Consider the following 15560-nt stretch of genomic DNA (forward strand, 5'->3'; position numbering starts at 1 on the left):
TGAGAGCTCCTGTCCTCAAAAGTTGAGAACAGGATTGTCGATTCGTCCTATATTATAAAGGAGAAACAGAGATGTGACAATCATTTCGCCTAGTTTAGCTCGAGTAAGGCACCATCAATGAACTCATATGCTTGCTCTTCCGTCATATCATTCATCAGCACAAGTTCACTAGCAATCATTTGACGTGCTTTTTGCAAGTGGTTACGATCTTGGATGTGTAAACCATTTGCACGCTCAGCTTGCTTTTTGGAAAGAGAAGAAATTAAGTGTGCAGCATCAACGATACTTCCACTTTTTAATAAGTTTTCTGTTTCACGAGAGAAATGGCTGGTAGATGGTGGTGTCTCAGGTCCATTTTGTAATGCTTCGACAAGAACATCTAACTCTTGTTGATCAATAACCTTTCGTAATCCTGATTGATCAATGCGATTTTCTGGAAGCATTAATTTCACATCAACGAGAGGGAAGTGAAGGATATAATAGGAATGAGTTTCTCCTAAAACATCTTTCTCTTCAATATCTTGAATCGTACCAGCACCGTGGTATGGGTAAACGACGTGATCACCAACTTTAAACATGGGCATTCCTCCATTCGAGTAATACCATTAGTATAACATAAATTGATGCAAATTTAAAATTTTACTATTCGCTAGCGAATGTTGTCAATAAAAAAATACTGAAATCAAATATAAAGTTTTGGACTTGGCAAACCATTGGTAAAAACGGGTGGTTTTGCTGGTCTCGTTGCCACAGGAGTAGACATGGTTGTGCTCTCATTTTGTGGTATGACTGGAACGTGTTGTTGCATAATTGTTTCTTCATTTACAGGCGTTGCTACCTCAGGAGTAGGTATGTCGTTACTTCTCATAATCCTCCAAATGGCAGGCATGTTGCGAATGAGAGGACCGTATTGCTGCACCATAGGTACTACTTGCTGAGTCAAGCCTAAAACACGTTGAGTATTTTGTAAAATAGTCGTGAAGTTCATGGTGCCACTTGCACCAGCTGCTGCCCGGCCAATCCCGCCAGCAAAAGGAGCCCCGGCAGCTTGGGAAGCCCCTCCACCAAATAATCGAGCAAGTAATCCACCACCACGACCAGCAGCTGATAACCCACCAAAACCTCGAGCTAACCCAGCCGCCTGTCCTGCATAGGGTGCAGCTTGTGCTCCTTGAAACATAGGTGCTGCCTGCATGAAGCCGCTTGCTGCTTGAAAAGGTGGTTGCATAGAGAGAGGTCCAAGGGGAGGTCCCATATAACGTTGCATAATATTATCTCCTTTCACGTTCATGAACAATATCCTTATAAGTAGGTATATGCACAAGAGAGAAAAGGGTGAAAAGGGAACAGGATTAAAACTTCATTGGCATCTATAGTGTAAACTATGATAAAATGAACTATTGCATTGAACTATTGCATGAAATAGTCACGGATGAAGGGTGAGAACAATTATGGAAGCAACTAATTTTAAAAGGTTTGAATTAAAACCATTTCTGATAGAGGCGCTATCGGCGCAACGTTTTTCATTACCAACTGAAATTCAAGAACGTTTAATACCAGCTATTAAAAATGGAAAAGATGTGATCGGCCAATCTCAAACAGGAACAGGGAAGACATTATCCTTTTTGTTACCGATCTTAGATAAAATTGATACAACGAAAGATGAAGTACAAGCAGTTATTACAGCTCCAACAAGAGAGCTTGCTTCTCAATTATTTGATGAGTTAAAAAAGCTTATTGAGCATTGTCCAGAAGACAACATGATTCATGCGAAGCTTTTAGTAGGTGGTACAGATCGTCAACGAGCTATTGATAGCTTAAAGAACCAACCTCATATCGTTGTCGGTACAGCAGGCCGTATTGGTGATTTAGTTGATGAAAAGGCGCTGCTTGTATATACAGCGTCAATGCTTGTAGTAGATGAAGCTGACCAAATGCTTGATATGGGATTTATCGCAGATGTTGATAAAGTCGCTTCGCGTATGGCAGAAAACATGCAAATGATGGTCTTTTCTGCAACGATTCCAGAGAAATTACAGCCATTTTTAAAGAAATACATGAATGACCCTAGGCATGTGCAGGTTGAACCTAAGCATGTAACGGCATCAAAGATTGAGCATCGCATTGTGCCTCTTCGTAATCGAGACAAAATGAAATTTGTTGTCGAGCTTGCAGAATCAATTAACCCATATTTGGCAATTGTGTTTACGAACACAAAAGAACAGGCAGATGAAGTGACAAAAGTGATGCAAGAGGCTGGTTTGAATGTTGACTGCATCCATGGTGGATTGCAGCCACGTCAACGTAAACAAATTATGAAGCAAGTAAAAGAAGTGAAGATGCAGTATCTAGTAGCGACTGACCTTGCTGCACGTGGACTGGATGTAAAAGGTGTAACCCATATTATTAATTTTGGATTACCTAAGGATCTAGATTTCTATGTACACCGTGTAGGCCGTACAGCTCGAGCTGGTGCTGATGGGATTGCTTATACGATCTTTGAACAAAATGATCAGCAAGCGGTCGAAAAGTTATTAAAAAGAGGAATTAAATTCACTTATTATGATTTCAAGAAAGGTGAATGGCTAAAGCTTGATAAACCACCACTAGGTGTGCCAGGTAAACGCCAGAAGCCTACATCAAATCAAGAAGCAACAACGAAGGGACCGAAAAAAGAAACCGTGAATACAGGGACAGGAAAAGCAAAAGCAAAGCCGAAAAAAGTAAAACCAGGCTATAAGAAAAAAGCAAAGTTTAAACAAGCAAAAGAAGCGCAACGAGAGCGCCGTATTTCATCACGTAAAAAGTAATAACGGGGGATCAGCATGACGTTAAAAATCGGATCGCATGTATCAATGAATGGGAAACAGATGCTTCTTGGAGCAAGTTTAGAAGCTGCATCTTATGGTGCAAATACCTTTATGATCTATACAGGTGCCCCTCAAAACACCCGTCGGAAGCCAATTGAGGAGTTAAATATTGAGGCAGGGCTTGCTCATATGAGTGAACACGGTATGGTGGATATTGTCGTTCACGCACCTTATATCATTAATATTGCTAATACAACAAAACCAGAGACATTTGAACTAGGTGTTAACTTCTTACGTTCAGAGATTGAACGTACAGAAGCACTTGGTGCTAAACAAATCGTTTTACACCCTGGTGCTCATGTAGGGGCTGGTGCAGATGTTGGAATTGCAAAGATTATTGAAGGTCTAAATGAAGTGCTTGAAACAAAGAATGATGTACAAATTGCCCTTGAAACAATGGCTGGAAAAGGGACAGAGTGCGGTCGTTCGTTTGAAGAATTAGCACAGATCATTAACGGTGTAAAACATAATGAACGTCTATCCGTTTGTTTAGACACTTGTCACGTTCATGATGCCGGATATGATATCGTACAGGATTTTGATGGTGTTTTAGATGAATTTGATCGTGTGGTCGGAATAGATCGACTGAAAGTACTTCACATCAATGATAGTAAAAACATCTGCGGGGCAAAGAAAGACCGTCATGAGAATATTGGATTTGGCCATATTGGGTTTAAGGCCCTCCATAAAGTTGTTCATCATCCTCAGCTAGAAAGTGTACCAAAGATTCTTGAAACGCCATTTGTTGGCGAGGATAAGAAAAACAAGAAGCCTCCATATAAACATGAAATTGAGATGTTGAAAGCAGGAGAATTTGACGAACACATTCTAGGAAAAATAATGGAATAAAAAAAGGGAACATACTCAAATTTTTTGAGTATGTTCCCTTTTTGAATTAAGATAAAAAATGACCAAATTGTTGCAGCAGTTGGGAAACGATGGTAGAGACGTGAGGGTCAACATCTGTTTGTAGGCGTTGGAGAATCCGATTGATTTGTGCTTGATTCCCCACATCAATATGTTCTTCTCGTAAAACGTCGATAACCCCTTCCGCTTGCTTTTGATTAAGCGGAATTTGGTATTGAGAACTAAGTTGCATTAATTCCGCTGCGGTTAATGAGTTTACTTTTTGGTTTACAAGTTGTTGCATAATTGAATTCATCCAAGCACCCCTTTGTTCATAATAAATCTAGGAATAGCAGATTTAGACCATTCTTTTAAATATATGTTCGATTAGTAAAAATGTGCGGAAAAAAAAGGAGATTTCCTAGTTCTTCTAGAATAGATAATAGACATGAGTTGGATGAATGTTTATAGGACAATCAGAAGTTACCTCTATATCTAAGTAGAGAAAGTTCTACTTCAATCTTTAGAACTTGATCATGCAAAGAAGGAGAGGGGCAGAATGAAGAAGTACTATTTAGACAAAATCGCCCCTAAAGGGAGAAATCATATGTACACTCAATCAAACACTACAACTCCTCAAGGCAAGGAGAAGGATGAACCTTTGCTTGGTGCACAATCAGCCACTGATACGAGGAATTATATTGATGAACTTGGTATCCCTTATATTAGGGTTAATCATTATACAGATATCGTCGATTGGAATTATGTATTTATCGAATTAACGGATATGCGTCCGACTTATTTAAATGGTTCTTCTCTTGAAGAATTAGCTACTCACGATGAATTGTTGTCTTTATCCTATCATCTAGTTGCAAAAGTTCATGAGACTAGCAAGGGTACTGAGGCTGACTTTGAAGAAGGTGATATGCTTGTACGAGTGCGCGCCTTAACCCCTTGTGAAAATGGGGACGTGTATGTTGTTTTTGAAGATCGATCCTTACAAAAGCAATTTGAAAACCTGTTAACATTTCATCATCAAATGGAAGCCGTTTCTCATATTGCAGCGGGAGTTGCTCATGAATTGCGTAACCCTCTCTCGGTCATCAAAGGCTTCATGCAATTAGCCAAATTAACAGGAGATCATGAGAAGTATTATGATACGGTTATTTCAGAATTAAACCGAATGAATAATATTATTGAAGACTTCTTATCAGTTTCCCGTAAGAAAATTGATCGTAAACAACAATCTCCAGTACATATTATGGAGTCTTTGATTGAAATTATTAAGGCGGAATGTTTATTACATGATGTGAATTTAACCCTTGAAATAAGCGAGGTAGATCAATTAGTATATGTGAACGAATCGATGGTTAAACAAGTTATGCTTAATTTACTGCGAAATTCAATTGAAGCCTACGGTGGCTCTAATACTTCGCGTGAATTTAAAATTAAAAGCTACCCCTGTGAGACCGTTTATAAAGTAATCATCACCGATAATGGAAAAGGAATGCCGAACCACGTATTAGAGCAATTGGGTAAACCTTTTTTTACAACAAAAGAAAGTGGAACAGGGATCGGAATTCCTTTATGTAAAAAAATCATCGAGGATCATGGTGGCGAGTTCACCATTGAAAGTGAATTAAACGTGGGTACGACTGTTACTTTAACCTTACCTTTTACTTCTTATAATCAATGAGCTTTCCATACAAATATGGAAGGCTCTTTTTGGTTATATCTGAAGGCGTTAAACCTAGGAGTTTACAACAGTCGAAATTGTCTCTATAATTGTACTTAGGAATAAAAGTTTCCCTAAGTAAACTTTTATTCCTGAAACTAATTTGCACATTTAGGCGATTTTGACCATACACTAAGAAGATAATAAGCTAACAGGATTATGTTTAAGGGAATAGGGGGTTACAAATTATGAGTGATGTCATAGAAGTGAGTCAGTTATCTGTCTATTACGAAGATAATGAAGCAATAAAAGATATTAGCTTCAAGGCAAAAGAAGGTCAATTGATCGGCGTTGTTGGTCCAAATGGGGCAGGCAAATCAACTTTAATGAAAGCAATTTTGGGGCTTGAAAAGTATAAAGGGACGATTTCGGTTTTAGGGAAAAAAGTAAAAGAAGTCCGTAAACAAATCTCCTATGTGCCTCAGCGCAGCCAAATTGATTGGGACTTTCCGGTCCTGGTGCAGGATGTAGTTATGATGGGGCGAGCAACGCATATAGTGTGGTATAAGCGTCCTAGCAGCATCGATAAAGAGGTTGTTGCTGCTTGCTTAAAGAAAGTCGGTATGCTTGATTTTGCGAAACGTCAAATAGGAGAGTTGTCAGGAGGCCAGCAGCAGCGTGTGTTTATTGCAAGAGCATTGGCACAAGAGGCAAATGTCTTTTTTCTAGACGAACCATTCGTAGGAATTGATGTGACCTCAGAAGAAATCATTATTGGACTTTTAAGAGAATTAAAAGCAGAAAATAAAACCATCTTTGTTGTCCATCATGATCTGAGCAAGGTTCAAGATTATTTTGATCAGCTTCTTTTAATCAATAAAGAGTTGATTCAATTTGGCTCAGTTGATCAAGTTTACACACCAGAGATCCTTCAAAAAACATATAAAGGTGGGCTTGCATTATTTGGCTCAAATGAAAAACAGATGGTGGTGACACCGCAATGACAAATATTTCTTTCTTTATTGACCAAGTGATGCGCTACCCTTACTTACAACAAGCATTATTTGCAGCTATTCTTGTTGGGATTATTTGCGGCGTAATCGGTTGCTTTATCATTTTAAGGGGGATGGCATTGATGGGGGATGCAATCTCTCATGCCGTCTTACCAGGTGTAGTTGTGTCTTATATGATTGGAGTTAACTTCTTTTTTGGAGCCGTATTGACAGGTGTTTTGACGGCATTAGCAATTGGATATGTCTCGCAAAATAGTCGGATCAAGGATGATTCAGCCATAGGGATCTTATTTACAGCAGCCTTCGCTTTAGGAATAGTGATGATAACTGGTCTAAGGGGAACGGGTGTAGATTTGTGGCATATCTTGTTTGGAAATGTATTAGCTGTATCACGTGTTGATTTATGGATAACAGCCGGAATTGGCTTTTTTGTCATACTTCTAATCATTATTTTTTATCGACCATTATTAATCAGTACATTTGATCCGATAATGGCAAAAGCCACAGGTATTCCTGTTCATTTAATACATTATTTACTCATGCTTTTGTTATCTCTTGTAACGGTTGCTTCGTTAAAGTCTGTTGGGATTGTTTTAGTAGTAGCCATGTTAATCACTCCTGGTGCAACTGCGTACTTATTAACAGATCGACTACCAGTTATGTTAAGTCTATCAGCCCTGTTTGGCGTCATTTCTGCTGTGGTAGGCATTTATTTCTCTGTTCTCTATGATGTAGCGAGTGGAGCGTCGATCGTTTTAGCCGCATCCGTGTTGTTTGGTTTAGCCTTTTTCTTTGCACCAAAACAAGGAGTTATTACAAAAAAATTCCGACAAAGGAAATATAGACATGTTAAAAGCGCTTCTTGATCTTCTCCGAAAATCACCCTTTTATTGTGGAATGGGTGTTTTTTCTTTTTTAAAAGATTGCTAAATGATCCCAAAGAATCAGTAATCATTTCCTTCTCTTCTAATTTCTTTCCTATTAAAACACTGAAAAAGCGAGGATGACAGACGAAAACACTGTTATCTGTATGAAAAGAATGTTCTCTGATTAGGAGAACCCGATTAAAGGGACGACACTAGAGGAGATCCCCTGTCACTCATGTTGTTTTGTCTGATGGATTTCTGTAGGATTATAAGCACTGAAACAAACGTAGCATGTATATTTTATCAAATACATTTACAAAGAGGAGTACTTACACGATGAAAAAACATTTATTTTGGATGATCGCTGTACTAACTCTTGCTATAGGCGTAGGATATTTTTTCTACCAGACGATTCAGCTGCAGGAAACAGTTAAAGAATCAGAGGAAACAATTGAGGAGCTGCAAACAGCTCATGAAGTAAAAGAAATGGAATTATACTATGCCGAGCAAGATGGAGATATAGAAAGAGAAACTGGATACAATTCTTGGATGAGATCTGTAAAATTAGCTGATGATCTTTATGAAGATAGTGAAGGAAGGTTCAAAAAAGAGTGGGGGGTCTTCCTAGGGGAAGTGGCAGAACAACATGATATAGATCCACTGATCGTTTATGAACTTCTTCGTACAGAAACTGGAGGGAAGTTTGACCCGACATTGGTTGGACCAGAAACACGTTATGGACATGCATATGGCATGGCGCAGTTTATGAAAAATACAGCACCATGGATTGCAGATAAAGCAGGGTTGGATTATGCAGATGATCTATTGTATGATCCCATATATTCGATTGAATTAGCGATCGAATATTTAGGGTTTTTACATGATCGTTATGATGATTGGGATCATGCACTAACAGCCTATCACCGTGGGATGTACGGTCTTGAGAAATATATCGAAGAAAACGGTGATGCCGCTAGCTGGTATGCCGTAGAAATTCAAGAAAATGCAGAAGCACTTGAAGGCTTTGCATATTTGAATAAAGAGTAATGTGGGAAGCAGTGAAACCGGATATGGTTTCACTGCTTTTTTTGTCATGAGAGGATGGAGCGAACGATCGATTTACGGTGGAATTTGAAGGATAAGATCAGATAGAGAAGAACTGCCTTTCCATTAAGGTTTTCTTCACTATTTTTTCATCATTCATCGAATGATTCCGCATGCTTAAAGGATTGCTCATAAAACGTTAATTGTGATTGCACAGACGTTTCTGTATCTGCTTTTTTGACATAGTGATAAGTACCATCTGAGTCTTGTTCACGAGCTTTTGTGTTATCAAGAAGTGTAATGTCCAGGATTTCTTTTATGCGGTTTTTTATGGAGGCGTTTAGAATAGGAAACAAAATTTCAATACGCTTTTCCATATTACGTGTCATCCAGTCAGCAGAAGAAAGGTAAACCTTTTTTTCTCCATTATGATGAAAATAGAAAATTCGACTATGTTCTAAAAAACGATCAACGATGCTTCTGACTCGTATGTTTTCACTAACTTTTTTAATGCCTGGTCGTAAGCAACAAATACCTCTTACGATCAGGTCGATTTTCACGCCAGCATTTGATGCTTCATATAGCTTTAGAATAATCGGTTTATCCGTTAGTGAGTTCATTTTGGCGATAATACGGCCATTGCCGTATTGCTGTTGATTCTTGATTTCTTGATCAATTAATTGTAGAAATTGGTCTCTTATTTCAAATGGAGCTGTAGAGAGGTAGTACCATGTCGGTTTTTCACGATAGCCACTTAGATAATTGAAAAAATTTGTGGCATCAATACCCATTTTCTCATTACTCGTCAACAAGCCCATATCTGTATATTGTTTAGCGGTCGAGTCATTGTAGTTACCGGTACCTAGATGAACAAAGCGTTGTACTTCATGGTTCTGATGCCTAACAACGAGGGTGATTTTGCTATGAGTCTTCAGAGAGGTGATACCATAAATGACATGGACGCCAGCCTTTTCAAGTTTCTTTGCCCATTGAATATTGTTTTCCTCATCAAAGCGAGCTTTTAATTCAACTAATACCGTCACTTGCTTTCCGTTTTCAGCAGCTCTTTCTAGGGCATGTATGATCGGGGAATCACCACTGACCCGATAGAGCGTCTGCTTGATTGCTAAGACATCTGGGTCATCCGCGGCCTGAGAGATGAAGTCAACGACTGGCTGGAAGGACTCATATGGATGATGCAAAAAAATATCCTTTCTCGAAATGGCATCAAAAATATTCTCCTCGCCAATCAAATCGAAAGGAGGTTGAGGAATCAGGTTTTCATTTGCTAAGTGCTCATGATCATTGGCAAGTTGCCTGTAAAATTTAAATAAAAAGGAGAGGTCTAGAGGACCTTGAAAGGAGTAGACATCCCCTTTGTGAATCTCAAGCACATCAAGTAATAAGCTCAAAACAGTAGGGTTCATTGTCCCTTCTTGCATCTCAAGTCGAACCCCAGCTCCCCATTTGCGTTTTTTTAATTCTTTTTCAATTTCACGCAATAGATCACGTGCCCCTTCCTCGTGAATAGTCATATCGGCATTTCTGGTTATTCGAAAGGGGGATACGGATACGACATCATACCCAAGAAATAATTCACCAATAAAATGACTAATAACTTCCTCAAGCATAATAAAAGCTTCTTTCTTATTTGAAAAAGGTAAGCTAATAAATCGATTGAGCACGGAAGGTACTTGAACAATGGCTAATTGATTTTTTTGGTCCGATTCATTCTTTAATAATACAGCTAAATTCAAACTTTTATTTAATAGCATTGGAAAAGGCCGATACGCATCAATAGCCATTGGAGTCAGGACGGGATAAATATAATGATGAAATCGTTTTTTAAGAAAGTGAAGTTGATCTTCGTTCAGCTCATTTATGGCTAAAAACTGAAATCCTTCATGATAGAGCATTGGTACAAGAGTTTCTGTAAAGACACGGTCTTGAAGTGTAACGAGTCTGTGATTAACTTTAGCAATTTCTTTTAGCTGTTGCTTTGGGGTTAGTCCAGCTTTATTTTCAGGGCGATTAAATCCAGCCTTAACTTGATCTTTTAACCCTGCAACGCGGACCATGAAAAATTCATCTAGATTCGAACTGAAGATCGCTAAAAACTTCAATCTCTCGAGTAATGGGTTCCTTTCATCAATTGCCTCTTCAAGTACTCGCTCGTTAAAGGCAAGCCAACTCAATTCTCGATTATTGTAATGATGAGGATCATTAAAGTTTATGGGAGCTTGATCGATAAACTCCTTTGACATGAGCGTCAACCTTTCTGTTCTATAGTAGAGAATCAGCATTTGTAATCACAGGTATCCTTCTATATTTTATCAATACAATGTAAATATTATGTTAAGAATACTCGTTCTGACTCCAAGCAGAGATAAACTCTAGGTCAATGTCTAGGTTTGTGATGCGCTCAAGGTGTTTTTTGTGCTTTGTGGCATACTCCATTTCAAACGAACAGTCACTTTCAAAATGAAGGGGTAAAGCAACTTTAGAACCGTTAAAGGTTGGTTCTCCGATGTGTTTTATTAAATGGCGACGCGTTTTATTTAAACTATATGCGAGCTTCATTAACGAACCTAAAAATTCATACCATTTTAACTCTTTTTTCGAGATTACATCCTTATATGGTTTAGCGAGTCTCACTAACTGTGACTTTGATTTAAAGGATGAAATGAAGGCAATCGCTAATCTTTCTTTGTGATTAAGCCCATCAATAGTCATATTCGTTAACAAATAAAACGTGTGGGTGCTACTTGATTCTTTGTTAATAAATTCTCCAATGTACAAAACCTTGGTGCTGTAGCGAAGCAATGTCAAAGCCTCGTCACTATCTGAAATTGGTGCATACTCTTTGAAATGTTGATAGAGCATGCTGACAAGCTTCGTTACATAATTAACATGACTTAACTGGATGTCAAAATTATGACTGAGTTGATGGAAGCTTTCTTCAATAACGACTGGAAAACGATTTGTTTCCATTGGTCGTAGCATTTCTTCATATAAAATACCGTCACGAAGGCCACGACGACTTAAAATAAAGCTTTCTGCTTCGACGTATTGTATAAAAGATGAAATGACAAGAGCTGCAGGTACAATGATGTCTGCTCGGTCTTTAGACAATCCATCAATTGCGTGGCGATCCTCTAAAGATGTACTGGAGAGAGACTCATACAAATGTTTCAGTTCTGTTTGTGACATTTCATATTGGTGAAGACCACCTAGTGGGTATTCAACTTTTTGTTGATGAATAAGGGCTAGGTTTCTTGCACTTCCACCAATGCCTATTACATTCATAGGTTTAACTTCCTTTATCCATGTAAGTTGGTGAAATTGATTAATGATAAAGTCATGCATAGTGGCAAGCTCTTGTTCGGTAGCGTCACTGCCACTAATAAAAGTCGACTGCAGGGTGACTGCCCCAAAGGGGAAACTGTGAAAATGTTTTAATTCTCTATTTTTGAAATAGGTCACTTCCGTACTTCCTCCTCCAATATCGATGGTAAAGCCATCTTTAATGGAAGTAGAATTCACAACAGCTAAATACCCGTAATAAGCTTCCTCGTAATCAGTAAGCACTCGTATTTTAATTCCTAACATATCTTCAATCATCGTAATAATGTCTTGTTGGTTTTTTGATTGACGTAAGGCAGCAGTACCTACTGCGGCAATTTGAGCAACCTCGTGGAAGTTCATCATCTCTTTAAAGCGAACAAGTGTCTCAATTAAGACATTTACACCTTCCTCTGTTATTTCCTTATCTTGATTCAGATGCTTGCTTAAACGAGCGACATTTTTGACGTTATGTAATTCTTTGAAGCGACCTTGGGAATCAAGTTCAGTGATAACAAGGCGAATAGAGTTAGATCCGATATCGATAATGGCAAAACGTTGATTATTCATGGATAGACATCCTCTCTTATATATAGAAGGTAAGCAATAAGGAAATGTAGGTATGGTCTGATTTTTCTCATTATATCAAATCCGTATCTACCTAAGCTAAAAGGGTGGACAGATCACGATTTTGCTTTATAATGAGTAAAGATTGTTTATAAATCGGAATGGTTCTGACTATTTAAATGAATGCATATGGATAAACTTGTATATAAACGAATGAATCGCTGAAGAGGAGGGATATGAGTGGTAACAACACTTACAAAAACAGATACGGTCGTTGAGATCAAAAATGTTTCTTTTCGTTATGGTAACCGGAATGTATTAGAAAATATTACACTTCCCATTGAAAAAGGCGCATTTCTAGGTTTAGTGGGGCCAAACGGTTCAGGGAAGTCTACGTTAATCAAAACAATATTAGGATTAAAAAAACCACAAAGTGGAGAAGTTTACTTATTTGGTGAGCGAGTTGATAAATTTAAAAGCTGGGATAAGATCGGATTTGTTTCGCAAAAAGCAAACAGTTTTAATTCAGGTTTTCCGGCAACAGTATTTGAAGTCGTTTCAATGGGATTATACGGGAAAGTAGGACTCTTTCGTTTTCTAAATCGTAAACATAAAGAAAAAGTACGTCAGGCTATTGCCAGTGTGGCAATGACGGATTACATCCATCAAAATATTGGAGAGCTCTCGGGCGGTCAGCAACAGCGTGTCTTTATAGCGCGAGCTCTCGTGAGTGACCCGGAATTATTAATTCTTGATGAACCGACTGTTGGGGTCGATGCGAAAAGTGTGAAATCCTTTTACGATATGTTAAGTGATTTAAATCGAGATAAAGGGATTACACTTTTAATGGTGACTCATGACATCGGGGCTATGACTGATCATGTGACAAATGTAGCCTGTTTAAATAAACACCTGCATTTTCACGGCAATCCAAAAGAGTTTGAAGAGAATCAAGATCTATCAGCCATTTATGGTCATGATGTTCATCTTCTCACTCATAATCATAGTCACGGGGGGCATTAAGCGATGCTTGAAGCGTTTTTTCGCTATGAATTTTTACAGAACGCTTTTTATGCCGGAATCATGATTGGGCTGTTGGCACCGATGTTAGGTGTCTTTTTGGTTGTCAGAAGGCTTTCTCTTATCGCCGATGCTCTTTCGCATATTACGTTATCTGGTATAGCAGCGAGTTTACTTTTAGGTAAGCACTTCGCCTTCTTTCAAGGAATGAACCCTCTTTATATGGGAATGGTTTTTTCTGTTGGAGGGGCGTTATTAATCGAACAGTTACGAAGTGTGTATCAATATTATAAAGAAATTGCGATTCCAATTATCTTATCTGCGGGAATAGGTCTTGGTGTTGTATTTATTTCACTGGCCGATGGATTTAATAATGACCTATTTAACTATTTATTCGGAAGTGTTATTGCTGTAACACGTTCAGATCTTTGGACGATTTTGGGTGTTACTGTGTTGGTTCTCATTGTTTTAATCATGTTTTATAAAGAGTTATTTTTTCTTTCATTTGACGAGGAACAGGCAGTGGTATCTGGACTGAATCGTAAAATCGTGCACTTTATTTTCATCGTGATGGTAGCGCTGGTGATTGCGGCATCGATGAGAATTGTTGGAATTTTGCTGGTGTCCTCACTGATGACCCTTCCAGTAGCAGCTGCAATGCGGTTTGCTCGTGGATTTAAACAAATGTTTGTCTATTCGATCCTCTTTGGTGAAATCTCTGTTATTGGAGGGTTGATTGCTGCTTATCAATTAGATTTAGCTCCTGGTGGAACAATTGTGATACTTGCTGTTCTCATCTTAATCGTATCGATTTTTATTGATAAGTTTCGAGGTGGACACTCCTTTACGTGGAAAAAACCAAAACAAACACCGGCAGAATAAAGATGCTAAAGCATTGTTGAATGATCAGCAAAGAGGTACAATAGGTACGACATAAAAGGTAGTGGTGAACATGCAAGACTTATTGATGAATTTAACATTTATTGAACGCGGTGTGGTCGCTGGAGTGATTATTGCGCTTATTTGTCCAGTAGTTGGGGCATTTTTACTCGTGCGTCGTGTCTCGATTATTTCAGAATCTCTATCCCATATCACTCTTACAGGGATATCGGCTGGAGTGCTATTAGGATCAACGACTATTTGGTTTACCGATATCAATCCAATGTATGCTGGACTTGCTTTTGCTGTTGCGGGTTCACTTTTAATCGAGAAATTACGAGACATATACAAACACTTTCAAGAATTAGCGATACCAATCATTTTATCTGCTGGCGTTGGCTTAAGTGCAATTTTTATGAGTCTTTCTAAGTCAGGTTATACTGAATGGTATATGTATCTATTTGGTAGTATTGTGAGTGTAACGAGGGAGGATCTGATTTTTATCATCATTACTGCCATTGTCGTATTGATCATGGTTCTCCTATTCTATAAAGAGTTCATTTCAATTTCCTTCGACCAAGAATATGCCACCGTTTCAGGGATTTCCGTTCGACTCATGAATCGAATCTTTGCCGTGTTAGTTGCATTTGTGATTGCCATGTCAATGAAAGTGGTTGGGATTCTTCTTGTTGGAGCAATGGTTGTTTTACCGGTAGCAACGAGCATCCATGTTGCTAAAAGCTTTAAGCAAGTCGTCGGGTATGGAGTTGGATTTGCTCAATTGGCGATGTTAAGTGGGATTTATTTTTCCTATCAGTTCAGTATTGCGACTGGAGGAATGATCGTAGTAATAGGCTTGCTTCAGTTAATAGTGGTTATGATAACAAAGAAGGTTGTAATAAAGTGGCAAGGGAGGGATATACGTGAACATTGATCAAGCGATGACGGCTTTAAAAGATAAAGGATTTAAGCATACGGACAAGCGTGCAGATATGCTTCGCTTATTTTCAGATGAGAAACGGTATTTGTCAGCAAAAGATGTCCTTGAGCACCTTCAAGACGATTATCCAGGACTTAGCTTTGATACAATCTACCGTAATCTTTCGCTGTTTGCTGAGCTTGAAATTCTAGAGGCCACGGAGTTAGAAGGAGAAAAACGCTATCGATTTAGTTGTTCCACTACTGAGCATCACCATCACCTTATTTGTCTTGAATGCGGGAAAACAAAGCATATTCACAGCTGCCCGATGGATTCTCTGGAGGCAGTATACCCTGATTTCGAAGTGACAGGACATAAATTTGAAATTTACGGTAAGTGTCAAGAGTGCAAAGCCTAATTTATATAAGGTCAAGATGATTCAACCTGCAAATTCTACTCCTGTTGCAGGTTTTTTTATTGGGTAGACCACCAACTACTGACAGGTGTGAGGGAAGAAAA

At 38.5% G+C, this 15560-nt stretch carries 15 protein-coding genes; 10 read left to right on the forward strand and 5 right to left on the reverse strand.

The features are described 5' to 3' along the window. Positions 1-89: 89 nt before the first annotated feature. A complete protein-coding gene (locus RYX56_RS01990) occupies positions 90-578 on the reverse strand; it encodes a CarD family transcriptional regulator (protein WP_317120464.1) in 489 nt (162 codons plus the stop codon). A 104-nt stretch (positions 579-682) separates the two neighbouring features. Further along, positions 683-1267: a VrrA/YqfQ family protein gene (gene vrrA / locus RYX56_RS01995; protein WP_317120465.1), complete on the reverse strand. Its 585-nt coding sequence runs from the start codon at positions 1265-1267 to the stop codon at positions 683-685. A 184-nt stretch (positions 1268-1451) separates the two neighbouring features. Between vrrA and RYX56_RS02000 the strand changes: the two genes are divergently transcribed. Together RYX56_RS02000 and RYX56_RS02005 are read left to right on the forward strand one after the other, a co-directional pair. Then, complete coding sequence (locus RYX56_RS02000) at positions 1452-2810, forward strand: DEAD/DEAH box helicase (RefSeq protein WP_317120466.1); 1359 nt, start codon at positions 1452-1454, stop codon at positions 2808-2810. Between the two features lie 15 nt (positions 2811-2825). Next, on the forward strand, positions 2826-3719 hold the full coding sequence (locus RYX56_RS02005) for a deoxyribonuclease IV (protein WP_317120467.1): 894 nt from the start codon (positions 2826-2828) through the stop codon (positions 3717-3719). Between the two features lie 46 nt (positions 3720-3765). On the opposite strand, the gene RYX56_RS02010 is transcribed toward RYX56_RS02005, so the two are convergent. After that, on the reverse strand, positions 3766-4032 hold the full coding sequence (locus tag RYX56_RS02010) for a DUF2624 domain-containing protein (protein WP_317120468.1): 267 nt from the start codon (positions 4030-4032) through the stop codon (positions 3766-3768). 243 nt (positions 4033-4275) lie between these two features. Between RYX56_RS02010 and RYX56_RS02015 the strand changes: the two genes are divergently transcribed. The 4 genes from RYX56_RS02015 (at position 4276) to RYX56_RS02030 (ending at position 8317) form a co-directional block, all read left to right on the forward strand. Continuing rightward, the gene (locus RYX56_RS02015) at positions 4276-5412 is read left to right on the forward strand and encodes a two-component system sensor histidine kinase NtrB (protein ID WP_317120469.1); all 1137 of its coding nucleotides are present in this window, start codon (positions 4276-4278) and stop codon (positions 5410-5412) included. 227 nt (positions 5413-5639) lie between these two features. After that, positions 5640-6395: a metal ABC transporter ATP-binding protein gene (locus tag RYX56_RS02020; protein WP_317120470.1), complete on the forward strand. Its 756-nt coding sequence runs from the start codon at positions 5640-5642 to the stop codon at positions 6393-6395. Continuing rightward, positions 6392-7270, forward strand: a complete 879-nt coding sequence (locus RYX56_RS02025) for a metal ABC transporter permease (protein ID WP_317120471.1) — start codon at positions 6392-6394, stop codon at positions 7268-7270. Before RYX56_RS02020 ends, RYX56_RS02025 begins: the two co-directional genes overlap by 4 nt. Before the next feature lie 336 nt (positions 7271-7606). Continuing rightward, the gene (locus RYX56_RS02030; protein ID WP_317120472.1) at positions 7607-8317 is read left to right on the forward strand and encodes a lytic transglycosylase domain-containing protein; all 711 of its coding nucleotides are present in this window, start codon (positions 7607-7609) and stop codon (positions 8315-8317) included. A gap of 149 nt (positions 8318-8466) precedes the next feature. On the opposite strand, the gene RYX56_RS02035 is transcribed toward RYX56_RS02030, so the two are convergent. Next, a complete protein-coding gene (locus RYX56_RS02035) occupies positions 8467-10578 on the reverse strand; it encodes an RNA degradosome polyphosphate kinase (protein WP_317120473.1) in 2112 nt (703 codons plus the stop codon). Between the two features lie 91 nt (positions 10579-10669). Continuing rightward, positions 10670-12226: an exopolyphosphatase gene (gene ppx / locus RYX56_RS02040; RefSeq protein WP_317120474.1), complete on the reverse strand. Its 1557-nt coding sequence runs from the start codon at positions 12224-12226 to the stop codon at positions 10670-10672. A 237-nt stretch (positions 12227-12463) separates the two neighbouring features. Between ppx and RYX56_RS02045 the strand changes: the two genes are divergently transcribed. The 4 genes from RYX56_RS02045 to RYX56_RS02060 all read left to right on the forward strand — a co-directional run bounded on the left by RYX56_RS02045 (position 12464) and on the right by RYX56_RS02060 (position 15459). Continuing rightward, positions 12464-13246, forward strand: coding sequence for a metal ABC transporter ATP-binding protein (locus RYX56_RS02045; protein WP_317120475.1), 783 nt, complete (start codon positions 12464-12466; stop codon positions 13244-13246). A gap of 3 nt (positions 13247-13249) precedes the next feature. Then, positions 13250-14125: a metal ABC transporter permease gene (locus RYX56_RS02050; protein WP_317120476.1), complete on the forward strand. Its 876-nt coding sequence runs from the start codon at positions 13250-13252 to the stop codon at positions 14123-14125. A 70-nt stretch (positions 14126-14195) separates the two neighbouring features. Further along, positions 14196-15056, forward strand: a complete 861-nt coding sequence (locus RYX56_RS02055; protein ID WP_317120477.1) for a metal ABC transporter permease — start codon at positions 14196-14198, stop codon at positions 15054-15056. Then, positions 15046-15459 (forward strand): Fur family transcriptional regulator, encoded by a 414-nt coding sequence (locus RYX56_RS02060; protein ID WP_317120478.1) that lies wholly within the window; start codon positions 15046-15048, stop codon positions 15457-15459. Before RYX56_RS02055 ends, RYX56_RS02060 begins: the two co-directional genes overlap by 11 nt. Positions 15460-15560: the final 101 nt, after the last annotated feature.

This window comes from Alkalihalophilus lindianensis (genome assembly GCF_032843265.1).
GTDB lineage: Bacteria > Bacillota > Bacilli > Bacillales > Bacillaceae_D > Alkalihalophilus > Alkalihalophilus lindianensis.